This is a genomic window from Nocardia sp. NPDC055053 (assembly GCF_053608285.1).
Genome location: NZ_JBSGVD010000061.1, coordinates 1 through 24734 on the forward strand (window position 1 = coordinate 1; position 24734 = coordinate 24734).

Sequence of the window (24734 nt, forward strand, 5' to 3'; positions counted from 1 at the left end):
GCGGCCGCCATTTGTGGGCGCGCCCGCAACCGGGAGACTCACAGCCAGGTGTCGAGGCTGGTGGTCGTGAGGAAATGGTCCAGATCCGCGCGCCAGGGCGCGGGGGTGGTCTTGTCCGGCTCGATGCCGGTGTACTGACCGCGGTAGAACAGCAGCGGACGACCGCCGGTGGTCGCCGATTCCGCGAGCGCCTGGACCCGGCCGATGACGATGTAGTGGTCACCGCCGTCGACGACGGAGTCGACGGTGCATTCGATGGTCGCCAGCGAATCGTCGAGCACCGGCACACCCAAATCCGAGGTGTGCCAAGAGACCCCGGCGAACTTGTCGGTCTCGCGCGAGCCGAAGCGCGCGCAGGTCGGCTGCTGTTCCTCGGCGAGCACGTTCACGCAGAACTTGCCCGCCGCCTCGATCGCCGCCCACGAGCGCGACCCCTTGGTGGGGCAGAACAGCACCAGCGGCGGATCGAGGGAGAGAGCGGCGAAGGACTGGCAGGCGAAGCCGATCGGCTCACCCGCCGGATCGAGCGCGGTGATCACGGTGATGCCGGTGCAGAACTGCCCCAGCACATTACGAAATTGCCGGCCGTCGATCGCCGGTATCTGTTCGGTCATGTCCCTCGCCGCCATTCCTATTGCTGCTTGAATCCGACGGTGAAGTCGTGACCCCACAGGCTGACCGCGGTCGATTCGCGGGCGACCCAGTCGTCGTCGTCGACTTCCAGTCCCTCACAGCCGAATTCGATATCGAATCCGCCGGGCGTCTTCATGTAGAAGGACAGCATTTTATCGTTGATGTGGCGGCCGAGGGTGGCCGACATCTTCACCTTCTTGCGGTAGGCGCGGTCCAGGCAGAGACCGACGTCGTCGGAGTTCTCCACCTCGACCATCAGGTGCACGATGCCGGTCGGATTCGGCAGCGGCAGGAACGCCAGCGCGTGGTGGCGCGGGTTGCAGCCGTAGAAGCGCAGCCAGGCCGGGTCGCCGTCGGCGGGACGGCCGACCATCTGCGGCGGCAGCCGCATGGAATCCCGGAGCCGGAAGCCCAGGACGTCCTGGTAGAACGCCTGCGCTGCGGCATCGTCGGTGCAGGTCAGCACCACGTGGCCCAGACCCTGCTCGGCGGTGACGAACTTGTGGCCGTAGGGGCTGACGAAGCGGCGGCCCAGGTACTGCGCGCCGTAGAACGCCTCGAGCGTGTTCCCGGACGGATCCTGGAACCGGATCATGCCCTCGACGCGGCGCTCACCCAGCTCTTCCTTGGTGCCCTCGGTGAAGGCGACCCCGGCCTTGTCCAGGGCCTCGCGCAGCTGCTGCAGGCCGCGGGCGTCGGTGACCTCCCAGCCCGAGACCAGCAGCCGGTCCTGCTCGCCGGGGACGATCACCAGTCGCGCGGCGAAATCGTCCATGCGCAGGTAGAGCGCGTCGGGGTCCAGCCCGGTGCCCTCCATCATGCCGAGCACCTTGAGGCCGTACTCGCGCCAGGCCGCCATGTCGGTGGCCTCGATGCGCATGTAGCCCAGAGCGCGAATACTCATTGCTTCTCCTCGAGGAAATCGACCGTGAGCCGGTTGAATTCGTCGAACTTCTCCAGCTGCGCCCAGTGCCCGCAGCCGCCGAACACGTGCAGCTGCACGCGCGGGATGACCTTGGTGGCGACGAGCGCGCCGTCGAGCGGGTTCACCCGGTCCTCGCGGCCCCAGATCAGCAGCACCGGCTGACGCAGCTTGTACGCGTCACGCCACAGCATGCCCTTCTCGAAGTCGGCGCCGGCGAAGGACTTGCCCATCGCCCGCACGGCGGCCAGCGATTCGGGCGTGCTCGCCAGGGCGAACCGCTCGTCGATGAGTTCCTCGGTGATCAGCGACTGGTCGAAGACCATGATCCTCAGGAACTTCTCCAGGTTCTCCCTGGTCGGCGCGTAGCTGAACGCCGAGAGCAGCTTCACGCCCTCGGTGGGGTCGGGCGCGAACAGGTTGGTGCTCAGCCCGCCCGGGCCCATCAGCACGAGCTTGCCCGCGCGCTTGGGGTTGTCCAGGGCGAAGCGCACCGAGGTGCCGCCGCCGAGCGAGTTGCCGAGCAGGTGCACCCGCTCGGTGATCTGCAGATGATCCAGCAGCGCGAGCAGCGCGGTGGACGCGTGCACGAAGTACTGCGGATGGTCGACCGGCTTGTCGGACTTGCCGAAACCGGGCTGGTCGAGCGCGATCACGTGGAAGTTCTCGGCCAGCACCGGGATGTTGCGGGCGAAGTTCGACCACGCCGAGGCGCCCGGCCCGCCGCCGTGCAGCAGCACGATCGTGGGGCTGTTGCCGACGCCCGCCTCGTGGTAGTGCAGCTTCAGCTCGGGGGTGACCTGCGCGTAGCGGGAGGTCGATTCGTAGGTGATTTCAGCGGTCTGGGTCATCGGCTACACCATGGCGTCGGTGACGGGCAGACCGAACTCGTGCGTGCCGTACATGACGTAGGCGCGCTCGGGATCGTTGGCCGCGTGCACGCGCCCGGCGTGCGCGTCACGCCAGAAGCGCTGCAGCGGAGTGCCGTTGGCCAGGGCGGTCGCGCCAGAGGACTCGAAGAGCTTGTCGATCGAGGCGATCACGCGGCCGGTCGCGCGGACCTGGTCGCGACGGGCGCGCACGCGCAGATCGAACGGCACCTCCTCGCCTGCCACCAGCAGCGCGTACTCCTCGGCGACATTGCCCGAGAGCTGACGCCACGCGGCGTCGATATCGCTGGCCGCCTCGGCCACGCGCACCTTGGCGAACGGATCGTCCTTGGCGTTCTCGCCGGCGTAGGCGGCGCGCACGCGCTTGCCCTGGTGCTCGACGTGGGCCTCGTAGGCGCCGTAGCCCATGCCGACGATCGGCGCGGAGATGGTGGTGGGGTGGATGGTGCCCCACGGCATCTTGTAGACGGCGTCGGTGTTCTGCTCGAGGCCGGGCGCGCGGCCCTCGCTCATCGCGCGGAAGCTCAGGAAGCGGTGCGACGGGACGAAGACGTCCTCGACGACCACGGTGTTGGAGCCGGTGCCGCGCAGGCCGACGACGTTCCAGACGTCATCGATGCGGTAGTCCGAGCGCGGGATCAGGAAGCTGCCGAAGTCGACCGGCTTGCCGTTCTTGATCACCGGACCGCCGAGGACCGCCCAGGTCGCGTGATCGGAACCCGAGGACCAGGCCCACGAGCCGCGCACGATGTAGCCACCGTCGACGGCCTGGCCAGCGCCCATCGGGGCGTAGGAGGACGAGATCCGCACGTCGGTGTCCTCGCCCCAGACATCTTCCTGAGCCTGCTGATCGAACAGCGCGAGGTGCCAGTTGTGCACGCCGATGATGCCTGCCACCCAGCCGGTGGACCCGCAGGCGCTGGCGATCTTGCGCACGGTGTCGTAGAAGACGACCGGGTCGGCGGCGTGGCCGCCCCACTGCTTGGGCTGGAGCAGCCGGAAGAAGCCGGTCTCCTGCAGCGCCTTCATGGATTCGTCGGGAATGCGGCGCAGGTCCTCGGCCTCCTGCGCACGTTCACGCAGTGTCGGCAGCAGTGCCTCGACCCGTTCGGTCACTTCTTGCGTCATTTCGGAGCCCGCTCCTGCCTTGTCGGATCGACAACCGGTTCTTGTTCGACTCTGAGATTAGAACAGGTTCTCATTTCTGTCGAGAAGATCGCCCTACCTCGGATATAACAGGGGCGTGGAGCGAAGTTCGCTGGACAGCTGGCGTGAAGCGGCCTCGTTTTGTAACGTGTTCTAGTGAACAAGGAGGGTTCGGGATGGCAGTCAACCCCAAGGTGAGGGAACTCGATGTCGGCACAACGCCGACGAGGTTTGCGCGCGGCTGGCACTGTGTCGGCCTGGCCTCGTCTTTCCGCGACGGCAAGCCGCACGCGATCGAGATCTTCGGGACCAAGCTCGTGGTGTGGACCGACACCAACGACGAGATCCGCGTGCTGGATGCCTACTGCAGGCATATGGGCGGCGATCTGAGCATGGGCACGGTCAAGGGCGACGACATCGCCTGCCCGTTCCACGACTGGCGCTGGGGCGCCAGCGGCAAGTGCACGTCGATTCCCTACGCGCGCCGCGTTCCGCCGCTGGCCCGCACCAGGAAGTGGACGACGCTCGAGCGCAACGGTCAGCTGTTCATCTGGCACGACCACGAGGGCAACGAGCCGCCCGCCGAGGTCACGATCCCGCACATCGAGGGCCCCTACACCGACACCGAGGGCAACCCCAGCGAGAATCATGACAGCGGCTGGACGTCGTGGACATGGAACACGATGCGCATCGAGGGCTCCAACTGCCGCGAGATCATCGACAACGTCGTTGACATGGCGCACTTCTTCTACATCCACTATGCCTTCCCGACGTACTTCAAGAACGTCTTCGAGGGTCACGTGGCGACGCAGTTCCTCGAGACCAAGGGCCGGCCCGACATCGGCATGGCGGCCAAGTACGGCGGTGAGACGCTGCTGAAGTCGGAGGCTTCCTACTTCGGGCCGTCCTACATGATCAATCCGCTGGTCAACATCTACGGCGGATACGAGATCAAGGTCGTGCTGATCAACTGCCACTACCCGGTCAGCCAGGACGAGTTCGTGCTGCAGTACGGCCTGACCGTCGAGAAGCCAAAGGGCATCGACGACGCGACCGCCGAGAAGCTGGCGGCCTCGATGACCGAGTTCTTCGGCGACGGCTTCCTGCAGGATGTCGAGATCTGGAAGCACAAGTCCAAGGTCGAGAACCCGCTGCTGTGCGAGGAGGACGGCCCGGTCTACCAGCTGCGCCGCTGGTACGAGCAGTTCTACGTCGATGCCGCCGACGTCACCGAGAAGATGACCCAGCGCTTCGAGTTCGAGGTCGACACCACCAAGGCCAACCAGGCCTGGGAGGCCGAGGTGGCGGAGAACCTGCGCCGCAAGGCCGAGGCAGAAGCCGAAGCGGGCGTGTAACCATGTCCCCGACCTGGGCCAAGGCACCCGACTTCGCCGATCAGCCCGTGCGGCAGGCCGCGGTGCGGGCCCAGACCACGGTCGACAGACAGCGCTACCTGGACGAAGGCCTGACACCGCTGCGGTGTCAGGCCTGCCAGGCCGAGGTCCTGGTGCGCAAGTCCAGCGCGCACCAGACCTCGGTGCAGTGGACCGAGCGCCCGGACACGCACTGTCCGGTCTTCGCCCAGCTCAGTGCGCACGGCGCGCGGCCGGGCAGGCCGGAATCGTGTCCGTCGCTGGAGAAGTCCATCAAGTGGGCGGTCGACGAGGGCGTGCTCGAGGTGCCCGAGTAGTCAGCTGAACGGGGTGTGCGGGCGGTCCTGGAGGACACCGTCGAGGTAGATGTCGACCTTCTCGTTGTAGAAGCAGGCCAGGCCCGCGATCTTCTGGCTCTCCGGCAGCGGTGCGCGGTAGATCCACACGATGTCTTGGTGTTCGGTGCCGTCGACCTGGACATGCCAGTAGTCGGCCGTGCCCTTGTACGGGCAGCTGGAGTGCGAGTCGGAGGCGGTCAGCAGGTCCATCCGGACATCGGGGAGCGGTAGGTAATACCGTGCGGGCAAGCCGGTCTCGAAGAGGATGCGCGGCGAGGACGAGTCGGCGACGGTGACGCCGTCGATCTCGACCCGCACATTGCGTGAGCTGCCAAGGATGTCGACCCGGGAGTACGGGTCACGGGGGTGGACGAAGATCGGTTCGTCCTCCTCGAACCAGTCGAAAGTCGCGAAGTCCAGGCGGACAGCGTCTTTCAGGTCGGGCAGCGGCGAGTCGAGGTAGCGCAGTGCCGCTCCCTCCGCGCGCTGGCCGTCGACCATCACGTCGTAGCCGGTGCCCTCACCACGGCTGGGGGAGTGCTCGTCGACCCCGTTCGGTTCCAGATCCGCTCTGACATCGGGCAGCGGGACGTAGTAGGTCGGGTAGTAGGGGAGCTCCCAGACCAATAAGGGCCGCAGCGTATCGGCCACCAGCCTGCCGTCGAGATAAGCCCGCACGCGCTTGTGTGCCGGCTCGACCCTGACCCGCCCGCGCTTGTCGTCGCTCATGTTCTCGACGCTACGCCGCAACCGCACCGTCGCTCGATCCCGGCCACGCCGCCCCGACCCCGAGGAGGGGCAGGCCGCGCAGCGGCCGTCGCGGCCGTCCCGCCGGTCAGGCGCCGTTGCGTACGCGACGAAGGAGCAAGCAACGGTGCCTGACCGGCGGGACAGAAGGGGCCGCGACCTCGAGCGCGCCAGCGCTCCAACAACTCAGTCGCCGACGGTGATGGCTTGCGCTTCCTCGATGCTGTGCGGGGCAGGGTCGTGGTCGTCGATGTGGGCCAGTGCGCCGCGGCCGAGGAACAGGACCGCGACCGCGGCGGCGGTGAAGGCGGCGCCGAGCCAGAACGGCAGCGAGACGCTGTGCTCGCCCAGCTTGCCCGCCACCCACGGCGCCGCGGCGCCACCGGCGAACCGGACGAAGCTGTAGGCCGCCGACGCGGTGGAGCGTTCGACCGGCGCGGAGATCATCACGGCCTCGGTGATCAGCGTGTTGTTCACGCCGAGGAAAAGGCCCGCGATGACGACGCCGACGATCAGCACGATCTTGTGCTCGGCGAACATGCCCATCACCGCCAGATCCGCCGCGAACAGGCCGAGCGAGAGCGCCATCATCGGAAGGGTGCCGAAGCGCGCCTGCAGTTTCGGCGCGAGGAACACCGAGGCCAGCGCGAGCAGGATGCCCCAGCCGCAGAAGATGAAGCCGATCGCGTAGGTGCCCATGTCCAGCGGGAACGGGGTGTAGGCGAGCAGGGTGAAGAAGCCGAAGTTGTACAGCAGCGCGGTAATGCTCACCGTCAGCAGGCCCTTGTGCCGGAGTGCCTTGAACGGCGCGGTGATCGAGGTCGGCTTGGCGGGCTTGGGCAGCTCGGGCAGCAGCACGACGATGGCGACGAAGGCGACGGCCATCAGCACCGACACACCGAAGAACGGACCGCGCCAGCTGATGCCGCCGAGCAGACCACCCAGCAGCGGGCCGGTCGCGATGCCGATGCCGAGCGCGGCCTCGTAGAGGATGATCGCCTTGGCGACGCCGCCGGTGGCCGCGCCGACGATGGTGGCCAGCGCCGTCGCGATGAACAGTGCGTTGCCGAGTCCCCAGCCGGCGCGGAAGCCGATGATCTCGCCGATCGTGCTCGACATGCCGGCCAGCGCGGCGAACACCACGATGATCGCCAGGCCGGACAGCAGCGTCTTCTTCGCGCCGAAGCGGCTGGAGATGACGCCGGTGACCAGCATGGCGACGCCGGTGACGGCCATGTAGCTGGTGAACAGCAGCGAGACCTGCGACGGGCTCGCGTTCAGCTGTTCGCCGATCGGCTTGAGAATGGGGTCGACCAGGCCGATGCCCATGAACGCGATCACGCTCGCGAAGGCGACGGCCCAGACGGCCTTGGGTTGTCCGGACGGGGTGGCTGCGGCGGCGGTGTCGTCGGCGCGAGTCAACTCAGAGGTGCTCATGCCTCCGCCTCGCTGGCGCTCGGCTGCGGCATGCGCATTGCGCGCTGGCACATGATTCGCTCGCTGCGCTCGTTCATTGGCACTCCTGCTTCACTGATGACCTCGGGCAACCGCACGCAGGGCTGTCAGCAGGTCGTTCATGTCGGTATCGAGCCGGATCAGCCGATCGAGATCGAAATCGGCGAGTCCGGGAGCCACGGCGGCCGCGAAGGCACGCCTGGCCTCGGTGAGGCGGGTCCGGCCCGCCGGGGTGAGCTCGACGAGAACCGCCCGCGAATCCTGCGGGTCCTTGGTGCGGGTGGCGAATCCGTCGGCGACGAGCCGACCGATCAGCGCCGTTGCCGCCGGTTGGGAACATCGATCGATCCGGGCGAAGTCGCTGACCCGCAGACCGCCGTGCTCGTCGAGCACGGCGAGGGCCCGCAGGATCGCGCGCGGCATGTCGTCGTTGCTGATCGCCCCGGCGAGCCGGGTGAGCCGACCGGCAGTGACCAGCAGGTCGACCACGATGTCGTCCGGGGAGGGCTGCTCTGTCTGCTGCACGGTGGAATTATTGCATAAGCTAACTATCTAAATCCAGGATCGGGCGCCCTCGCGCCCGGTGACATCCCGCACAACACGCCGAAAGCCCTGGTCGCGGGATGGCGACCAGGGCTTTCGGGGGAGGCGGCTAGGCGGCCGCGACCGGACGGCGGCCGGTGCCGAAGAGCTCGGCGGTGGCGTGCGCCCGTTTGAAATACAGGTGGGCGTCGTGTTCCCAGGTGATGGCGATGCCGCCGTGCAGCTGGATCGTCTCGGCGGCCACGTGCGAGAAGGTCTCGGTGCAGTGCTTGCGCGCGACGTAGACGTCCTCGGCGGCCGAGTCGCTGTTCTCGGCCACGGCCTGCGCTGCCGCCAGGGCGGTCGACTCGGCCGACTCGACCAGCACGTACATATCGGCCATCCGGTGCTTGAGCGCCTGGAAGCTGCCGATCGGCCTGCCGAACTGCACACGCGATGCGGTGTATTCGACGGTCATCTCCAGGCAGTGCCTTGCCGCGCCGACCTGCTCGGCGGCCAGTGCGGCCCAGGCGATCTCGCGCAGGCGGGTGCGCAGTGCGGCCGGGTCGCCGGTGCCGATCCGGGTCGCCGGGGTGTCGGTGAAGGTGATGACGGCCAGCTTGCGGGTGGGATCGAGGCCCGGTGTCGGGGTGACAGCGACACCGGGAGCGTCGGCCGTGGTCTCGAACAAGCCGTTGTCGGTGAGCACCAGCAGCAGGTCGGCCTGGGCGCCGTGCAGCACGTAATGCGCTGCGCCGTTGAGCTTCCCGTCGCTCGCTTGCACGCCCGCGGAGTCCCAGCCGGTGGCGTCGGCCCAGCACAGCGCCGCCGTGCGCGAACCCTCGGCCAGATCCGGCAGCAGCCGGGCACAGGCCTGCTCGTCACCCGAGTTCAGGATCGCCTGCACCCCGAGCACGGCGGACCCGAGCATCGGCACCCCGGCCAGCGTGTGGCCCAATTCGCCCACCACCATCAGCGATTCGACCAGCCCGGCACCCACGCCGCCCCACTTTTCCGGCACCGCGAGCGCGGCGACACCGACCTGCTCGCACAGCATGGTCCACAGCTTCGGGTCGTACCCGAGGTCGGTGTCCATGGCGGCGCGCACCGCGGCGGGCGTGGCGTGCTTGGCCAGCAGGGCGCGGACGGAGGTGCGGAATTCGAGCAGTTCATTCGATGACATGGGGTTCCTCGGCAGAGTCGGTGATGGTCACCGCGTCGGTGGGTACAGGGGAGCGGCGGTGGCGGTCGACCCGCGCCTTCGGTGGCATCTGCGTGCCTCAGGCCGTCGCGGGGGCGCGCAGGGCGGCTGCGATGCGCGCGCGGTGGAAGTCGGCGGTGCCCCATGCGGTGCGCAGGGCCGCGACCTTGGTGATCCACAGCGACAGGTCGCACTCGGCGGTGTAGCCGATGGCGCCGTGCACCTGTAGGCCCGCACGCGAGGCGCGGTGGGCGGCATCGCCGCAGGCCACGATGGCTGCCGACACGTCGCGAGCGCGATCATCGGAGTCCAGCGTGAGCGCGGCACGGTAGAGCAGCGGCTCGGCCAGATCCAGGGCGATCAGCACGTCGGCGAGCTGCTGCTTCACGGCCTGGAATTCGCCGATCGCGCGGCCGAACTGCTTGCGCTGCTTGGCGTAGGTGGTGGTCTGGTCGAGCAGTGCGCGGCCCGCGCCGAGCAGCTGGGCGGCACAAGCCAGCACGCCGATGTCGAAGGCGTAGTCGAGTGCTTCCTGGACGCCGTCGGCTACGGGCTCGTCCGCCACGACGTGGAACAACTTGCGCGCCGGATCGATCGAGGCGATTGATCGTGGCGCCACGCCATCGGTGGCGTCGGCCCCATCGGTCGCGTCGCCCGCAAGCTTCGCGTCGGCCGGCTGATCGCCACCCGCTGACTCAGGAGCGCGTCGGCCGACAGTCAGCTGCCCGCCTGCCGCGACGAGTACCAGGTCGGCGGTGTCGGCATCGAGGGCGATGCCGCGCTGCGGATCGTCGAAGGCGACGGTGCCGAGCAACCCGCCGCCTGCCAGCGCGGGTAGCCAGCGCTGCGCGGGTTCGGTATCCGGAAGACGTTGCAGCAGCGCGGGAATCACCGCGGTGGATTCGATGACCGGACCCGGTGCCGCGGCCCGGCCCAGCTCGACCAGGGCGACGACGAGGTCGACCGGAGTGGCTTCCGCGCCGTCGTACTGCTCGTCGACGATCAGGCCGAACACACCCATCTCGGCCACCTGCCGCAGCAGCGTGCGCCCCTTGGCGGTGTCGCCCGCGGCCCACGCGCGGACCGCGGCGGGCGACTGCCCGGCGTCGAGGATCTTGCGGAGCTCGGTGGCGAAATCGAGTTGTTCGGTGCTGAGGGCGAATCTCATCGCGGGCCTCCTGTGTTCGGTGGGGCGATTCGGCCCGCGCGAGTGCTGGTTTCCGTGCGGGGCCGACGCGTCGCGGGTCGCTCGGTGCCGCGAAGCTCGGCGCGCCGTGTCATCGCTTGCTCTCCCGTGGCAGGCCGAGGATGCGCTCGGCGATGATGTTGCGCTGGATCTCGTTGGTGCCCGCGTAGATCGGGCCCGACAGCGAGAACAGGTAGCCGTCGGTCCACTTGCTGGTCAGTTCGGCGGCGGGGCCGAGCAGGTCGAGCCCCGTCTGGTGCATGGCGATGTCTAGCTCGGACCAGAACACCTTGGTGATCGAGGACTCCGCGCCGAGCTGACCGCCGTCGGTCAGGCGGGTGACGGTGCCGAAGGTGTGCAGGCGGTAGGCCTCGGCGCCGATCCAGGCGTCCACCACGGCATTTCGCGCGGCGGTGTCGGCGGGTTCGGTGGTCTCGGTCCACAGATCGATCAGCCGCTGCGCGGTCGCGCTGAACCGGCCGGGGCTGCGCAGCGACAGGCCGCGCTCGTTGCTCGAGGTCGCCATCGCGACCCGCCAGCCCTCGTTCGGCGCGCCGATGACATCGCGATCGGGAACGAAGACGTCGTCGAGGAAGATCTCGGCGAAGCCGGGCTCGCCGTCGAGCTGCGGGATCGGCCGCACGCTCACGCCGTCGGCCGAGAGCGGGAACATCACGTAGGTGAGCCCGTGATGACGCTGCGCCTCGGGATCGCTGCGGAACAGGCCGAAGGCCCAGTCCGCGAAGGTGGCGCGCGAGCTCCAGGTCTTCTGGCCGTTGAGGATCCAGCCGCCTTCGGTGCGGCGCGCGGTCGAGCGCAGGCTCGCCAGGTCGCTGCCGGATTCGGGCTCCGACCAGGCCTGCGCCCAGATGTCGTCACCGCGCGCCATCCGCGGCAGGATCCGGGCCAGCTGCTCTTCGGTGCCGTGCTCGAACAGGGTCGGCGCGAGCAGGAAGATGCCGTTCTGGGCGACGCGCCCCGGCGCACCCGCCGCGTAGTACTCCTGCTCGAACAGGACCCACTCGAGGATGGAGGCGTCGCGGCCGCCGTACTCGACCGGCCACGACACCGCCGACAGGCGGGCCTCGGCGAGCTTGGCCTCCCAGGCGCGATGGGCTTCGAATCCCGCCGCCGTGTCCATCGATGGCAGCGGTTCGCTGGGCACATTGGCGGCGAGGAACTCGCGCACCTCCAGCCGGAACTCCCGGACTGCCGGGTCGATCTCGAGATTCACGCTTTCTCCTTCATCGAGCGGGCATTCATCCCGCCCAGCGAATCGGCGCCGACTTCGGCATTGTGGGCGTGCGCGAAATGGTGCAGCCCGAAGACCGAGTCCATTCCGCTGCGCATTCCCATCAGGTCTTCGGCCTGGTTGACGGCCTTCTTGGTGAGCGCGAGCCCGAATTGCGGCATGGCGGAGATTTTCTCGGCCAGCGCCATCACCTCGGACTCGAGTTCCTCGCGCGGCACGACCCGGTTGACCATGCCCCACTCCTTGGCCTGGTCGGCGCCGAACCGGTCACCGGTGAACAGGAACTCCTTGGCCGCGCGCGGACCCATCACCCACGGATGCGCGAAGTACTCCACACCCGGAATGCCCATCCGGACAACCGGATCGGAGAAGAACGCGTCGTCCGAGCAGACGATCAGATCGCACACCCAGGCCAGCATCAGCCCGCCCGCGATGCAGGCGCCCTGCACCATCGCCACGGTCGGCTTGGGGATCTCCCGCCAGCGTCGGCACATGCCCAGGTACACCTCGGACTCGCGGGCGAAGCGCTGATCGCCGCCGGCGCGGTCGACGTGGTCCCACCACAGCGCGGCCTTGTTCTCGTAGTGCGCATCGTGGTCGCGCCCCGGCGTGCCGATGTCGTGGCCGGCGCTGAAGTGTTTCCCGTTGCCCGCCAGCACGATCACCTTGACCTCGGGGTCCTCGACGGCGCGCACGAACGCGGCGTCGAGGGCGTAGGTCATCTTCGAGTTCTGCGCGTTACGGAACTCGGGCCGGTTCATGGTGACGACGGCGATCGGCCCGCGCACCTCGTAGGTGACGACCTCGGTTTCGGTTTCGGGACTCACGACTTCTCCTCACGTAGCTCACGCTTGAGCACCTTGCCCGCCGCGCTGTAGGGCAGCTGGTCGCGGAACTCCACGAGCCGGGGCACTTTGAAATTGGCCAATTTGCCTGCGGCGAAGGCGATCACCTCGTCCGCGGTCAGCGTCGATCCGGCCCTGCGGACGACGACGGCCTTGCCGACCTCGCCCATCCGCTCGTCCGGCACACCGAAGACCGCCGACTCGGCGACACCGTCGAGCCGGGCCAGGGTCTGCTCGATCTCGGCGGGGTACACGTTGAACCCGCCGGTGATGTACATGTCCTTGAGCCGGTCGGTGATCTTCAGGTAGCCGCGCTCGTCGACGATGCCGATGTCACCGGTGTGCAGCCAGCCGTCGGCGTCGATCGCCTCGGCGGTGGCCTCGGGATCGTCGAGGTAGCCCAGCATCACGTTGGGGCCGCGCAGCAGCACCTCACCGGCCTCGGACAGGCGCAGTTCGAAGTCGGCGATCGGGCCGCCGCAGGTGTTGGCGATGGTGGCCGCGTCGTCCTCGGGGCGGCACATGGTGCCGAAACCGGCCGACTCGGACAGGCCGTAGGCGGTAATGACCACCTCGAAGGCGAGATCGTCGCGCATCCGCTCGATCAGCACCACCGGCACGGTCGCCGCGCCGGTCACCGCCACCCGCAGCGAGGACAGGTCGCGCTCGGCGCGCTGGGGATGCTCGAGGATGGTCTGGTAGATCGTGGGCGGGCCGGTCAGCACGGTGATCCGCTCCGACTCGATCAGCGCCAGCGCGGCGGGCACGTCGAAGGTGGCCTGCGGCACGATCGTGGCCCCGGTGACCAGGCACGCGAGAATGCCCGCCTTGTAGCCGAAGTTGTGGAAGAACGGCGGGATCATCAGGTAGCGGTCGCCCGCGCGCAGGGTCGAGCACTCGACCCATCCGCGCACGACGCCGAGCGCCTGCCGGTGCGCGACGAGGGTGCCCTTGCTGCGGCCGGTGGTGCCGGAGGTGAAGAGGATGTCGGAGATGTCGTCGGGGGACACCTGCGCCGCTCGCCGCTCACCCTCCTCGGCGGAGATCGCCGCCGCGCCGTCGAGCAGCTCGTCCCAGGTCAGCACGGCGGAATCCGCGGCGGCCGTTTCGGCCTGCCCGCTCAGTGCCGCAGAGGTGTGAGCCCCCTCTTCGACCGGTATCACCACCACGGTCCCGATACCCAGCTCCGGGGAGCTGTCCAGCAGTTCGGCGGCCCGGTCGCGGCCGAGGAACGGGCCTGCTACGAACAACGCCTTCGCGTCGACGCGCTCGAGCACGTCGGCCGCCTCGGCCGTCACATAGCGGGTGTTGAGCGGTACCAGCGCGGCGCCGACCGAGTGCGCGGCCAGCGCCGCGACCACCCAGTGATGGGTATTGGGCGCCCACATCGCGACCCGGTCGCCGGGGGCGATGCCGCGGGCGATCAGCGCGCGCGCCGCGATCCGGACCTGGTCGAGCAGCTCGGCCCAGGTCAGGCGGGTCGCGCCGTCGATCAGGGCCGGCTCGTGCGGATGCGCCGCGGCGACGTCTCGCAGTGCCTGCGGGGTGGTCTGTGCAGGGGTTGTCACGGGGTCCTCACCAATCGGCTAACAAAGCAAGTGCTTGGTAGGTTATCCTACCGACGTGGGCGTGATCCAGACCTCAGATTCCGATACCGCGACCTCCGACGCGGAGTTTTGCGCGGAAATACGCGACTGGCTGGCCGAAAACCTGGCCGGAGAGTTCCGTGACCTGCGTGGCACCGGCGGGCCGGGGCGCGAGCACGAGTTCTTCGAACAGCGGCTCGCCTGGGACCGGCACCTCGCCGCGGCGGGCTGGACCTGCCTCGGCTGGCCGGTCGAATACGGCGGCCGCGGTGCCAGCGTGCGCCAGCAGGTCATCTTCCACGAGGAGTACGCCAAGGCCGACGCGCCGGCGCGGGTCTCGCACGTGGGTGAGGAACTGCTCGGCCCGACGCTGCTCGCTTTCGGCACCGAGGAGCAGAAGAAGCGCTTCCTGCCGGGCGTGCGCTCGGTGAGCGAGCTGTGGTGCCAGGGCTACTCCGAGCCCGGCGCCGGTTCGGACCTCGCCGCGGTGAGCACCACCGCGCGCCTGGACGGCGACCGCTGGGTGATCAACGGCCAGAAGATCTGGACCTCGCTCGCGCACGTCGCCGACTGGTGCTTCGTCATCGCGCGGACCGAGAAGGGGTCGAGCAGGCACAAGGGCCTGTCCTACCTGCTGGTCCCGATGAATCAGCCGGGCATCGAGGTGCGCCCGATCGAGCAGCTCACCGGCACCTCCGAATTCAACGAGGTGTTCTTCGACGACGCCGTCACCGAGGCGGGCCTTGTCGTCGGCGAGCCGGGCGACGGCTGGCGCATCGCCATGGGCACCCTGACCTTCGAGCGTGGCATTTCCACGCTCGGCCAGCAGATCCGCTTCGCCCGCGAACTCGCCGACATCGAGGCACTGGCCCGGCGGACCGGCGCGGCCGACGACCCGCTGATCGCCGAGCGCATCGACAACGCGTGGGTCGGCCTGCGGGTACTGCGCGCGCACGCGCTGCGCACCATGAGCGAGGACGTCGACGATGCCGGTGGCGCGTCGGTCTCGAAGTTGTTGTGGGGTAACTGGCATCGCGGACTCGGCGAACTCGCCATGGCGGTGCAGGGCGCCGCCGGGCTGGTCCTCGGCCCCGAAGACAACCCAGACATGACCGCATGGCAGCGGCTGTACCTGTTCAGCCGCGCCGACACGATCTATGGAGGTTCGAACGAAGTGCAGCGCAACATCATCGCCGAGCGTGTGCTCGGCCTGCCGCGGGAGGCCCGCCCGTGACCGGCCCGCTCTCCGTCCCGCCCCCGTCCATCCCCGGCCACGGCCTGCTGACCGGCCGCAAGGCCGTCATCACCGCCGCGGCGGGCACCGGCATCGGCTCGGCCACCGCGCGCAGGCTGCTGGAAGAGGGCGCTGACGTCGTCGTCTCCGACTGGCACGAGCGCAGGCTGACCGAGACCGCCGAGCTGCTGGCCAAGGAGTTCCCCGAGCGCAAGGTCGGCGCGGTGGTCTGCGATGTCCGCGACACCGCGCAGGTCAACCAGCTGCTCACCGATGCCGCCGCCGAACTCGGCCGGATCGATGTCATGGTCAACAACGCGGGCCTCGGTGGCGAGACGCCCGTGGTGGATATGACCGACGAGCAGTGGGATCAGGTCCTCGACATCACCCTGACCGGCACCTTCCGTTGCACCCGTGCCGCTCTCGGGTACTTCCGGTCGGCGGGCCACGGCGGCGTGATCGTCAACAACGCCAGCGTCCTCGGCTGGCGCGCCCAGCACGGCCAGGCGCACTACGCCGCGGCCAAGGCGGGCGTGATGGCGCTGACCAGGTGCAGCGCGGTGGAGGCCGCCGAGTTCGGGGTGCGGATCAACGCCGTCGCGCCGAGCATCGCGCGCCATCCGTTCCTGGACAAGGTCAGTTCCTCGGAGCTGCTCGACGCGCTCAGCGAGCGCGAAGCCTTCGGCCGGGCCGCCGAGCCCTGGGAAGTGGCGGCGACGATCGCCATGCTGGCCAGTGACTACACCTCGTACCTGACCGGTGAGGTGGTCTCGGTGAGCAGTCAGCGCGCATGACGAGCGGGCGCGAGAGTGCGGAGTTTCCGGAAACCAAGCAAATGCTTGGCCTTAGGATGACGTTGTGACCGCATCCGACACCGTGAAACGTACGCGCCGCGACGAACTCCTCGATCTCGCCGCGAACCTGTTCGCCGAACGTGGACTGCGTGCCACCACCGTGCGTGACATCGCCGACTCGGCGGGGATCCTCTCCGGCAGCCTCTACCACCACTTCGACTCCAAGGAGTCGATGGTCGACGAGATCCTGCGCGGCTTCCTCGACGACCTGTTCGGCCGCTATCGCGAGATCGCGGCCGCCGGGCTCAGCTCGCGAGAGACCCTGGAAGCCCTGGTGATCGCCTCCTACGAGGCCTTCGACCGGCATCACGCCGCGGTCGCCATCTACCAGGCCGAGGCCAAGAACCTGCGCGATGTCGAACGCTTCGGCTACATCCGCGACTTCAACACCGAGTTCCGCGACCTGTGGCACAAGGTCCTCACCGCGGGCGTGGCCGACGGCAGCTTCCGGCCCGAACTCGACGTGGAACTGGCCTTCCGCTTCCTGCGCGACACCGTGTGGGTCGCGGTCCGCTGGTACACCCCCGGTGGCCCGATCACCGTGCAAAGCCTTGCCCAGCAATATCTGACCATCGTGCTCGACGGGCTCACCGTGCCCGGGAGCAGTCCGAAGTAGGAGTTCCCCATGACCGCACCCGCCGAGCGCCGCCCGTACACCCCGCTGCGGCAGGCCTATGTGATCGATGCGGTGCGCACCGCCGTCGGCAAGCGCGGTGGCGCGCTGTCCGGGGTGCACCCGGCCGACCTCGGCGCCGCCGCGCTGCGTGGCTTGATCGAGCGCACCGGGATCGACCCGGCCGTCGTCGACGACGTGATCGTCGGCTGTGTCGACAACGTCGGCCCGCAGGCGGGCAATATCGGCCGCACCATGTGGCTGACCGCCGGCTACCCCGAAGAGGTTCCCGGCGTCACCGTCGACCGGCAGTGTGGTTCCAGCCAGCAGGCGATCAACTTCGCCGCCCAGGCCATCATGAGCGGCACGGCCGAGGTCGTCGTCGCAGGCGGCGTGCAGAACATGAGCGCCATCCCGATCTCCGCGGCCATGCTCGCCGGCAAGGAGTACGGCTTCGAGTCGCCGTTCGTCGGCGCCACCGGCTGGGATTCCCGCTACGGCACCGGCGAGGTCTCGCAGTTCCGCGGCGCCGAGCTGATCGCCGAGAAGTGGGGCATCACCCGCGAGGACATGGAGCACTGGGCGCTGCGCAGCCACGAACGCGCCCGCGCCGCCATCGCCGATGGACGCTTCGAGGCCGAGATCGTGCCGGTCGGTGACTTCACCGTCGACCAGGGCCCGCGCGAGACCAGCCTGGAGAAGATGGCGAGCCTGCAGCCGCTCGGCGAAGGCAGCCCGCTGACCGCCGCGGTCGCCAGCCAGATCTCCGACGGCGCCAGCGCCACCCTGCTCGCTTCCGAGTGGGCGGTGCAGGAATACGGCCTGACCCCGCGCGCCCGCATCCATCACGTCAGCGCGCGCGGTGCCGACCCGATCTTCATGCTGAGCGCGCCGATCCCGGCGACGCAGTGGGCGCTGGAGAAGACCGGCCTGACCATCGACGACATCGACGTCATCGAGATCAACGAGGCTTTCGCGCCGGTGGTGCTGGCCTGGATCAAGGAGATCGGCGCCGATCCGGCGAAGGTGAACGTCAACGGTGGCGCGATCGCACTTGGCCACCCGCTCGGCGCCACCGGAGCCAAGCTGTTCGCGACCCTGCTGCACGAACTCGAGCGGGTGAACGGCCGCTACGGCCTGCTCACCATCTGTGAGGGCGGCGGCACGGCGAACGTGACCATCATCGAGCGGCTGGACGCGTAGGACGAACCCGGCGTCAACGTGCAATCGGGGGCCGCTCAGTCAGAAATCTGACTGCGACGCGCCGTTTTGCACGTTTACGCCGGGGCTAGCCGAGCGCTGGAGCGGTCGTAGCGCGCGGGTTGCCCGCACCTACGATGGACCAGGTGAAGGTGCTCGGTGCATGCCCGCTCGACTGCCCCGACGCGTGCTCGTGGGTAGTGACCGTCGAGGACGGAAAACCCACCGGGCTACGGGGCAACAGGGACCACCCGGTGACCCGCGGCGCGCTGTGCGTCAAGGTGAATCGGTATCTCGAGCAGGTCGGTTCACCGGACCGGCTGCGCTATCCACTGCGCCGGGTCGGGCCGAAGGGCTCGGGCCGATTCGAGCGGATCAGCTGGGATGACGCGCTCGACGAGATCGCCACCCGGCTCACCGCCATCGTCGACCAGTTCGGCGCCGAGGCGATCTGGCCGTTCCACGGCACCGGCAGCCTCGGCTACCTCCAGGGGCTGGAGGGGTATCCGGGCCGCCGGATGTTCAACGTGCTCGGTGCCTCCCACCACGCGGCGACGATCTGCTCGGTCGCGGGCGGCACCGGCCTGCGCTACACGCTCGGCACCTCCGGCGGCATGGACCCCGAGGACTTCGCGAAGTCGAAACTGATCCTGCTGTGGGGCACCAATCCGCTCACCTCCGGCCACCACCTGTGGAAGTTCGTGCAGGACAGCGGCGCCTACCTGGTCTCGATCGACCCGGTGCGCACCAAGACCTCCGAACGCTGCGACGAGCACATCGCCCCGCTGCCCGGCACCGACGCCGCGCTGGCATTGGGCCTGCTGCACGTCATCGTCGCGCTCGGCGCGCAGGACGAGCAGTTCATCGCCGAGCACACCGAGGGCTGGACCGAATTCCGTGACCGCATCACGGAATTCACTCCGGAGCGCACCGCCGCGATCACCGGCGTACCGCAGGAGCAGATCGTCGCGCTCGGTGAGCGGATCGCCCGCACCAGGCCGACCGCGATCCGCGCATCCCAGGGCATTCAGCGCCATGCGGGTGGCGGGATGGCGCTGCGGGTGCTCGCCTGCCTGCCGGGCGTCACCGGTGACTGGGCGATTCCCGGTGGCGGACTGCACTACTCGACCAGCGGCCACTTCCGGCTCGACGACGCGGCGCTGGTCCGCGACGATCTCCTGCCGCACCCGGTCCGCACGCTCTCGATGACCCGGCTCGGCGAAGCCCTGCTCGAGGCCGAGGATCCGCCGGTCAAGGCGCTGTTCGTGATCGGGGCCAACCCGGTCGGCTCGAACCCCGACCAGCGCCGGGTGATCGAAGGACTCTCCCGCGACGACCTGTTCACCGTGGTGCTCGAGCATTTCGCCACCGACACCGTCGACTACGCCGACATCGTCCTACCCGCCACGATGCAGCCCGAACACCTCGACGTCATCGCCGGCTACGGTCACCTCTACCTGGTCTGGAACGAGCCCGCCGTCGAGCCGCCGGGCGAATGCCTGTCCACCACAGAGACTTTCCGCAGACTCTCCCATCGCCTCGGCCTCACCGAACCCGCGCTCTACGACTCCGACGAGGAACTGGCCAGGCAGCTGCTGAAGGGCCACGACCTCGACCGGCTCAGGGCCGATGGATTCCTGAAGATCCAGCCAGGTCCGGTCCCGGCGGGCAAACTCCAATTCGTTTCCACGCGAGCCGAACTGGCCGGGCACGACCCGCTACCGGACTTCACGCCACCGGCCGACCAGGGCGACGGTCTGGTCCTGATCTCCGCCGCCTCGCACTACTTCCTCAACACCTCTTTCGGCAGCAACCCCGAATTGCGCCGCCGAGCAGGCGATTCCACGATCACACTGCACCCTGACGACGCCGCCTCCCGCGATATCGCCGACGGTGCCGCGGTGCTGGTGTCCAACGCGCGCGGCGCGTTCGAGGCGGTGGCCGAGGTGTCGAACCGGGTCAGGCCGGGCGTCGCCGCGACGACCAAGGGCCGCTGGGCCAAGTTCACCGACGGCGCCACCGTCAACGCGACCATCGCCGAACGGGATTCGGACTACGGCGGCGGCGCGGTATTCCACGACAACCGGGTCGAGGTGCGTCCACGCTGATGCCCGCGGTTCACCGTCGGCGCGGGCCGAACTGAAAGCACCGGACCCGATGCGCACCTCGTGAGTGCGGCACCGGGTCCGGTGTTCGATCGCCCCGTGTGACCGACGGTTGGCTCTGGGCCGTCGATCGGGGCGAGCTTCGGGGTGGAGCCGTTGTCGGCTCCGGTCAGTGGGCCTCGGACGCGGACTCGACGGTCAGCGCCGAGATCGCCTCGATCCGGGCGACGGCGTCGGTGACGATCCCGTCGATCAGCTCGGCCACGGTCGGCAGGCTGTCGATGATCCCGGTGACCTGGCCCGCGGGCAGCACGCCCGCATCCGTACGGCCCTCGACGAGACCGGCCTTGGTCAGCATCGCCGAGTTCGCGGCCATCACGACCTGGGACCAGCTGAGGTCCTTGGTCTTGCGCATGGCCAGGCCGTCACGCATCAGCGTCGACCACTTCATGCCGGTCATGGACTTGAACCTGGCCGCATTGCCGACCGCAGCGGACAGGCCGCGCCAGCCGCCGGAGTGCTCCAGCTTCTCGACCAGTTCGGTGTTCAGCATCCGGTGCGGCATGCCGTCGACCTTCACCGAGACCACCGTGTCCTGCAGGCCGCGCGCCAGGTACTCCTGCTTCACGGCCTCGGGAACGGTGCTCTCCTGGGTGAGCAGGAAGCGGGTGCCCATCGCGACACCGGCCGCACCGTAGGACAGCGCGGCCGCCAGGCCGCGGCCGTCGAAGAAGCCGCCCGCCGCGATCACCGGGATGTCGACGGCGTCGAGCACCGACGGCAGCAGCAGGGTGGTGGCGACCGGGCCGGTGTGCCCACCGCCCTCACCGCCCTGCACGATCACCGCGTCGGCGCCCCACGAGGCCACCTTCACCGCGTGCTTGGCGGCGCCGATCGACGGAACCACCACCACGCCCGCGTCTTTGAGCTTGGCGATGAGGTCCTTCTTCGGCGCGAGCGCGAAGGACGCGACCTTGACCCGCTCACGGATGAGCAGGTCGATGCGCTCGGTGGCATCGGTCGCGTCGGCGCGGATGTTCACGCCGAACGGCTTGTCGGTCAGCGACTTCGTCTTGGCGATCGCCGCCTCGAGCTCCTCGAAGGTCATCGTGGCCGAGGCCAGGATGCCGAGCCCGCCCGCGTTGGCGGTGGCCGCGACCAGACGCGGACCGGCGACCCAGCCCATTCCGGTCTGTACGACCGGATGCTCGATCCCGACCAGCTCGGTCAGCGGAGTCCGCAGCCGCGCGCTCACGCCGCCACTTCCTTCTCCCGGAAACCTTTGGGGTCGAGCACGGTTCGGATGATCCGCAGCTCTTCCTCGGTGGGCAGCCTGGTCTCGCCCGCGGTGCCCAGCTCGGCCACCTCGAAGGAGGTGTTCTCGGCGACCTCGTCGGCGCTCACACCCGGATGCAGCGACAGCGCGCGCAGGGTGTGGTCGGGACCGTTGAAATCGAACACGCCCAGGTTGGTCACCACCCGGTGCAGGTGGTGGAAGCGGTAGGCGGGATTCTCGGGATCGACACGGTCGTAGCCGATTCCGGAGATGATGTCGACCTGATCGACGAACACCCGCTTGTTGTGCCGGGGCACGAAGTAGCTGGTGGCGTGGTTGATGGTGTTGCCCGGCGCGCCGCGCACACCGAACATCTGCCGGGTCGGCTGCTGCAGCGGACCGAAGGCCGACAGGTTCTGGTTGCCGAACCGGTCGATCTGATTGGCGCCCATCACCACGTGCCGACGGCCGGAGGCGACGACATCGAACACCTTGGAGAACGGAATCCAGCCCTCCACAGGGGCTTTCGCGCCGATCGCCGGGACCTCGGCGAAGAACAGCGCCTCGCCGTCGGACAGCAGCAGATCGGGCTCGAAGGTGAGCCGGGCCAGCCGGGCACCGATGGTGGTGACCGTCGACATGGGGCTGGCCATGATCTCGCCCGCCCCACGGAAGATCTCCGCGGCGGCGACGACGCAGATCTCAGCACGAGTAATGCGCCCGCCCGTCTCCCGGCCGCCACCCCTCACGGAATCGCCTAGCGATGCTGTACTCATTTCTGCTCCTCGGCGAAAGCGTGGACGGCGGCTTGGTATTCGTCTTCGGAGACATCCAGGTAGCGAGCCTTGAACTCGGCCCACGACTCGGGCGTCGCCGCGGCGGCCACATAGTGCTTCTGGAACTTCTCGTCGCGGCCGTAGCTGCCGGAGAAGGTGAAGTGCGCGCCACCGGGCGATTCGACGACCCCGTCGACCAGCATCCGGTTGAGGATGATCGACTGCTGCGGAACGGCTTTCACCAGTTCCTCGGTCTCGACCAGGCGATCCACCGAGACGTAGCGCCGCTCGGCGGCCAGGCAGTACAGGTCGTCGAAGTACGGGTCGACGCCGGTGTAGGCGGCATTGCCGTGCTTGTCGGCCAGATCCAGGTGCACGAAGGAAGCGTCGAGGTTCAGCGCGGGCATCGCGACGAGCGTCTCGGTCTTGCCGTCGGCGGCCGGGTAGGGCGACTGGACCGTCGTCAGCTCGCCCTCCCAGAAGTCGATCACCGACGAACCGAGGCCGGCCCGGATCGGCAGGAACGGCAGCCGGGCCGCGGCGGCCTGCAGACCGCACTTGACCATGCCCTCGTCCATCTCGCGCACGGTGATCGCGCCTTCGGTACGCGCCTTGGCGAACCACGGATCGTAGAAGGGCGCCGAATCCAGCGAGACGAACCCGTAGTACGCCTTGCGTACCTTGCCCGCCGAGCACAGCAGACCCAGGTCGGGGCCGCCGTAGGTGACCACGGTCAGATCGGTGACATCGGAGCGCAGCAGCGCGCGCACCAGCGCCATCGGCTTGCGCCGGGAACCCCAGCCGCCGATGCCGATGGTCATGCCGCTGCGCAGCTCGCCGACGACCTCGTCGAGCGTCATCCTCTTGTCGCGCATGGCGTCTACTTCTCCTTCTTCTGCGCGGCGAGATCGTCGTCGAAACGCGCCCTGATCTCGTCGGCGACACCGGCGAGGTTGAGCTCCATGGTGAAGCCCTGCTCGTAGCGGTAGGAGCGGTGCACGTCCTGCACGTCGATGCCGTTGAGCGCGCGCTTGGCGGCCCGGATCACGCGGCCGTCCTTGTTCGCGATGTTCTTGGCGACCTCCATGGCCGCGGCGTCGAGTTCGGCGCGCGGCACCACCTGGTACACCGAGCCGTAGTGGTGCAGCTGCTGGGCGGTGAGCTTGCCCGCGGTGTAGAACATGGTCCGCATCAGGTGCTGGGGGACCAGCCGGGCCAGGTGGGTGGCCGCGCCGAGCGCGCCACGGTCCACCTCGGGCAGGCCGAAGGTGGCGTCGTCGGAGGCGATGATGACATCGGAGTTGCCGACCAGCCCGATGCCGCCGCCGAGGCAGAACCCGTTGACGGCCGTGACCACGGGCACCTGGCAGTCGTAGACGGCCGCGAAGGCCTCGAAGCAGCCGTGGTTGGCGCGGATCAGCGCGGTGTGCCCGGTGTCGGCGTTCATCTCCTTGATGTCGACACCGGCGTTGAAGCCGCGGCCCTCGGCCCGCAGCACGACCACCCGGGTCTCCGGATTACGGCCTGCCTCCCGGATCGCGTCGGCCAGGGCGAACCAACCGTCGGACGGTAGTGCGTTGACCGGCGGGTAGTCGACTGTGACGACTTCGACGCCCTCGGTTTCGGTGTGACGGTTTATCCCCATCGCAAGTCCCATCGTGCGCGACTCGGGCCAACCCCGAGACAAAGCAAGCAATTGCTTGGTAGGTTAGCACGGTGGCTGTAGAAATCGACCTTTCCGAGCAGATCGTTCTGGTGACGGGTGGCGTGCGCGGCGTCGGCGCCGGCATCAGCCGGGCCTTCCTCGCCGCGGGCGCGACCGTGCTGACCTGCGCGCGCAGGCCCGCCGACGAACCGATCACGGTGGGTGAGCGCAGCACCGAACACCTCACCTGCGATGTCCGCGACGCCGACGCGGTGGCGGCGATGTTCGCCGAGATCCTGGCCAGATACGGCCGGATCGACCACGTGGTCAACAACGCGGGCGGCGCGCCGTTCGCGATGGCCGACGCCGCGAGCCCGAAGTTCCACGCCAAGATCGTGGAGCTGAATCTGCTCGCGCCCCTGCTGATCTCCCAGCAGGCCAATGCGGTGATGCAGAAGCAGGACGCGGGCGGCTCGATCGTGATGATCACCAGCGTCAGCGGGCACCGGCCATCGCCGGGCACCGCCGCCTACGGCGCGGCGAAGGCGGGCCTGGACAACCTGGCCTCCTCGCTGGCCGTCGAATGGGCGCCGAAGGTCCGGCTGAACTCCGTCGTCGTCGGCCCGGTCGAAACCGAACTCAGCCACCTGCACTACGGCGACGCCGACGGTGTGGCCGCCGTCGCCAAGACCGTGCCGATGGGCAGGCTGGCCAGCCCCGCCGACGTCGGCAGCGCCGCGCTCTTCCTCGCCTCACCCCTGGCCGCGCATGTCAGCGGCGCCACCCTGCTCGTCCACGGCGGCGGCGAACGCCCGGCCTTCCTGGACGCCGCCACCGCCAACCACTAATCCCTACCCGACCACCACGGTTTCGGCCGCCTCGCATCCGAGGGGCGAGACGGAACGCCGAAGGCGCAGTATCGCCCCTCGGATGCG

Annotated in this window: 24 protein-coding genes; 8 read left to right on the forward strand and 16 right to left on the reverse strand. The window is 68.8% G+C overall.

Translation table 11 applies throughout. From position 1 onward, the window contains the following. Positions 1 to 38: 38 nt before the first annotated feature. Genes hsaB through hsaA form a run of 4 tightly spaced genes read right to left on the reverse strand, consistent with a single transcriptional unit; the run spans position 39 to position 3573 of the window. Positions 39 to 614, reverse strand: coding sequence for a 3-hydroxy-9,10-secoandrosta-1,3,5(10)-triene-9,17-dione monooxygenase reductase subunit (gene hsaB, locus ACWF82_RS32935; RefSeq protein ID WP_452507481.1), 576 nt, complete (start codon positions 612 to 614; stop codon positions 39 to 41). 17 nt (positions 615 to 631) lie between these two features. After that, complete coding sequence (gene hsaC, locus ACWF82_RS32940; RefSeq protein ID WP_452507482.1) at positions 632 to 1537, reverse strand: iron-dependent extradiol dioxygenase HsaC; 906 nt, start codon at positions 1535 to 1537, stop codon at positions 632 to 634. Further along, the gene (gene hsaD / locus ACWF82_RS32945; RefSeq protein WP_452507483.1) at positions 1534 to 2406 is read right to left on the reverse strand and encodes a 4,5:9,10-diseco-3-hydroxy-5,9,17-trioxoandrosta-1(10),2-diene-4-oate hydrolase; all 873 of its coding nucleotides are present in this window, start codon (positions 2404 to 2406) and stop codon (positions 1534 to 1536) included. The genes hsaC and hsaD overlap by 4 nt, the downstream gene beginning before the upstream one ends. A 3-nt stretch (positions 2407 to 2409) precedes the next feature. Further along, the gene (gene hsaA, locus ACWF82_RS32950; RefSeq protein ID WP_452507484.1) at positions 2410 to 3573 is read right to left on the reverse strand and encodes a 3-hydroxy-9,10-secoandrosta-1,3,5(10)-triene-9,17-dione monooxygenase oxygenase subunit; all 1164 of its coding nucleotides are present in this window, start codon (positions 3571 to 3573) and stop codon (positions 2410 to 2412) included. A gap of 194 nt (positions 3574 to 3767) precedes the next feature. Between hsaA and ACWF82_RS32955 the strand changes: the two genes are divergently transcribed. Together ACWF82_RS32955 and ACWF82_RS32960 are read left to right on the forward strand one after the other, a co-directional pair. Further along, on the forward strand, positions 3768 to 4946 hold the full coding sequence (locus ACWF82_RS32955; RefSeq protein ID WP_452507485.1) for a Rieske 2Fe-2S domain-containing protein: 1179 nt from the start codon (positions 3768 to 3770) through the stop codon (positions 4944 to 4946). A 2-nt stretch (positions 4947 to 4948) separates the two neighbouring features. After that, a complete protein-coding gene (locus ACWF82_RS32960; RefSeq protein WP_452507486.1) occupies positions 4949 to 5281 on the forward strand; it encodes a hypothetical protein in 333 nt (110 codons plus the stop codon). On the opposite strand, the gene ACWF82_RS32965 is transcribed toward ACWF82_RS32960, so the two are convergent. The 8 genes from ACWF82_RS32965 to ACWF82_RS33000 form a co-directional block, all read right to left on the reverse strand. Beyond that, a complete protein-coding gene (locus ACWF82_RS32965) occupies positions 5282 to 6031 on the reverse strand; it encodes a DUF427 domain-containing protein (RefSeq protein WP_452507487.1) in 750 nt (249 codons plus the stop codon). A gap of 204 nt (positions 6032 to 6235) precedes the next feature. Beyond that, positions 6236 to 7486, reverse strand: a complete 1251-nt coding sequence (locus ACWF82_RS32970) for an MFS transporter (RefSeq protein ID WP_452507488.1) — start codon at positions 7484 to 7486, stop codon at positions 6236 to 6238. A 90-nt stretch (positions 7487 to 7576) separates the two neighbouring features. Next, positions 7577 to 8029, reverse strand: a complete 453-nt coding sequence (locus ACWF82_RS32975; protein ID WP_452507489.1) for a MarR family winged helix-turn-helix transcriptional regulator — start codon at positions 8027 to 8029, stop codon at positions 7577 to 7579. Positions 8030 to 8156: 127 nt separating this feature from the next. Continuing rightward, complete coding sequence (locus ACWF82_RS32980; RefSeq protein WP_452507490.1) at positions 8157 to 9209, reverse strand: acyl-CoA dehydrogenase family protein; 1053 nt, start codon at positions 9207 to 9209, stop codon at positions 8157 to 8159. Between the two features lie 97 nt (positions 9210 to 9306). Then, positions 9307 to 10395 (reverse strand): acyl-CoA dehydrogenase family protein, encoded by a 1089-nt coding sequence (locus ACWF82_RS32985; RefSeq protein WP_452507491.1) that lies wholly within the window; start codon positions 10393 to 10395, stop codon positions 9307 to 9309. A gap of 109 nt (positions 10396 to 10504) precedes the next feature. Then, complete coding sequence (locus tag ACWF82_RS32990; protein WP_452507492.1) at positions 10505 to 11647, reverse strand: acyl-CoA dehydrogenase family protein; 1143 nt, start codon at positions 11645 to 11647, stop codon at positions 10505 to 10507. Beyond that, positions 11644 to 12492 carry an enoyl-CoA hydratase gene (locus ACWF82_RS32995; protein WP_452507493.1) on the reverse strand — a complete coding sequence of 283 codons (849 nt, stop codon included), beginning with the start codon at positions 12490 to 12492 and terminating at the stop codon, positions 11644 to 11646. The genes ACWF82_RS32990 and ACWF82_RS32995 overlap by 4 nt, the downstream gene beginning before the upstream one ends. Next, on the reverse strand, positions 12489 to 14078 hold the full coding sequence (locus tag ACWF82_RS33000) for a FadD3 family acyl-CoA ligase (protein ID WP_452507494.1): 1590 nt from the start codon (positions 14076 to 14078) through the stop codon (positions 12489 to 12491). The genes ACWF82_RS32995 and ACWF82_RS33000 overlap by 4 nt, the downstream gene beginning before the upstream one ends. A 55-nt stretch (positions 14079 to 14133) precedes the next feature. Between ACWF82_RS33000 and ACWF82_RS33005 the strand changes: the two genes are divergently transcribed. From ACWF82_RS33005 to ACWF82_RS33025, 5 genes are all read left to right on the forward strand, one after another. Next, entirely contained in the window at positions 14134 to 15330 is a 1197-nt protein-coding gene (locus ACWF82_RS33005; RefSeq protein WP_452507495.1) for an acyl-CoA dehydrogenase family protein, read from the forward strand. Beyond that, on the forward strand, positions 15327 to 16124 hold the full coding sequence (locus tag ACWF82_RS33010) for an SDR family oxidoreductase (protein ID WP_365010086.1): 798 nt from the start codon (positions 15327 to 15329) through the stop codon (positions 16122 to 16124). Before ACWF82_RS33005 ends, ACWF82_RS33010 begins: the two co-directional genes overlap by 4 nt. A 64-nt stretch (positions 16125 to 16188) precedes the next feature. Then, positions 16189 to 16800 (forward strand): TetR/AcrR family transcriptional regulator, encoded by a 612-nt coding sequence (locus ACWF82_RS33015; protein WP_379309798.1) that lies wholly within the window; start codon positions 16189 to 16191, stop codon positions 16798 to 16800. A 9-nt stretch (positions 16801 to 16809) separates the two neighbouring features. Then, positions 16810 to 18000 carry an acetyl-CoA C-acetyltransferase gene (locus ACWF82_RS33020; protein WP_452507496.1) on the forward strand — a complete coding sequence of 397 codons (1191 nt, stop codon included), beginning with the start codon at positions 16810 to 16812 and terminating at the stop codon, positions 17998 to 18000. Between the two features lie 134 nt (positions 18001 to 18134). Continuing rightward, the gene (locus tag ACWF82_RS33025) at positions 18135 to 20105 is read left to right on the forward strand and encodes a molybdopterin-containing oxidoreductase family protein (protein WP_452507497.1); all 1971 of its coding nucleotides are present in this window, start codon (positions 18135 to 18137) and stop codon (positions 20103 to 20105) included. 166 nt (positions 20106 to 20271) lie between these two features. Here ACWF82_RS33025 and ACWF82_RS33030 read toward each other — a convergent pair whose 3' ends face one another. From ACWF82_RS33030 to ACWF82_RS33045, 4 genes are read right to left on the reverse strand one after another with little or no spacing between them, the layout of a single operon-like run. After that, the gene (locus tag ACWF82_RS33030; RefSeq protein WP_452507498.1) at positions 20272 to 21357 is read right to left on the reverse strand and encodes an NAD(P)H-dependent flavin oxidoreductase; all 1086 of its coding nucleotides are present in this window, start codon (positions 21355 to 21357) and stop codon (positions 20272 to 20274) included. Then, entirely contained in the window at positions 21354 to 22154 is an 801-nt protein-coding gene (locus ACWF82_RS33035; protein WP_452507499.1) for a CoA-transferase subunit beta, read from the reverse strand. Before ACWF82_RS33035 ends, ACWF82_RS33030 begins: the two co-directional genes overlap by 4 nt. Further along, positions 22151 to 23029 carry a CoA transferase subunit A gene (locus ACWF82_RS33040; RefSeq protein ID WP_452507500.1) on the reverse strand — a complete coding sequence of 293 codons (879 nt, stop codon included), beginning with the start codon at positions 23027 to 23029 and terminating at the stop codon, positions 22151 to 22153. Before ACWF82_RS33040 ends, ACWF82_RS33035 begins: the two co-directional genes overlap by 4 nt. A 5-nt stretch (positions 23030 to 23034) precedes the next feature. Next, complete coding sequence (locus tag ACWF82_RS33045; RefSeq protein ID WP_378846455.1) at positions 23035 to 23799, reverse strand: enoyl-CoA hydratase family protein; 765 nt, start codon at positions 23797 to 23799, stop codon at positions 23035 to 23037. A gap of 71 nt (positions 23800 to 23870) precedes the next feature. Between ACWF82_RS33045 and ACWF82_RS33050 the strand changes: the two genes are divergently transcribed. Then, the gene (locus ACWF82_RS33050) at positions 23871 to 24647 is read left to right on the forward strand and encodes an SDR family oxidoreductase (protein ID WP_452507501.1); all 777 of its coding nucleotides are present in this window, start codon (positions 23871 to 23873) and stop codon (positions 24645 to 24647) included. The last annotated feature ends 87 nt before the right edge of the window (positions 24648 to 24734 follow it).

Coding starts and splice junctions, on each gene's coding strand:
- hsaB (WP_452507481.1), bottom strand. CDS start 614: ATGACCGAACAGATACCGGCGATCGACGGCCGGCAATTTCGTAATGTG.
- hsaC (WP_452507482.1), bottom strand. CDS start 1,537: ATGAGTATTCGCGCTCTGGGCTACATGCGCATCGAGGCCACCGACATG.
- hsaD (WP_452507483.1), bottom strand. CDS start 2,406: ATGACCCAGACCGCTGAAATCACCTACGAATCGACCTCCCGCTACGCG.
- hsaA (WP_452507484.1), bottom strand. CDS start 3,573: ATGACGCAAGAAGTGACCGAACGGGTCGAGGCACTGCTGCCGACACTG.
- ACWF82_RS32955 (WP_452507485.1), top strand. CDS start 3,768: ATGGCAGTCAACCCCAAGGTGAGGGAACTCGATGTCGGCACAACGCCG.
- ACWF82_RS32960 (WP_452507486.1), top strand. CDS start 4,949: ATGTCCCCGACCTGGGCCAAGGCACCCGACTTCGCCGATCAGCCCGTG.
- ACWF82_RS32965 (WP_452507487.1), bottom strand. CDS start 6,031: ATGAGCGACGACAAGCGCGGGCGGGTCAGGGTCGAGCCGGCACACAAG.
- ACWF82_RS32970 (WP_452507488.1), bottom strand. CDS start 7,486: ATGAGCACCTCTGAGTTGACTCGCGCCGACGACACCGCCGCCGCAGCC.
- ACWF82_RS32980 (WP_452507490.1), bottom strand. CDS start 9,209: ATGTCATCGAATGAACTGCTCGAATTCCGCACCTCCGTCCGCGCCCTG.
- ACWF82_RS32985 (WP_452507491.1), bottom strand. CDS start 10,395: ATGAGATTCGCCCTCAGCACCGAACAACTCGATTTCGCCACCGAGCTC.
- ACWF82_RS33020 (WP_452507496.1), top strand. CDS start 16,810: ATGACCGCACCCGCCGAGCGCCGCCCGTACACCCCGCTGCGGCAGGCC.
- ACWF82_RS33025 (WP_452507497.1), top strand. CDS start 18,135: ATGGACCAGGTGAAGGTGCTCGGTGCATGCCCGCTCGACTGCCCCGAC.
- ACWF82_RS33035 (WP_452507499.1), bottom strand. CDS start 22,154: ATGAGTACAGCATCGCTAGGCGATTCCGTGAGGGGTGGCGGCCGGGAG.
- ACWF82_RS33040 (WP_452507500.1), bottom strand. CDS start 23,029: ATGCGCGACAAGAGGATGACGCTCGACGAGGTCGTCGGCGAGCTGCGC.
- ACWF82_RS33045 (WP_378846455.1), bottom strand. CDS start 23,799: ATGGGGATAAACCGTCACACCGAAACCGAGGGCGTCGAAGTCGTCACA.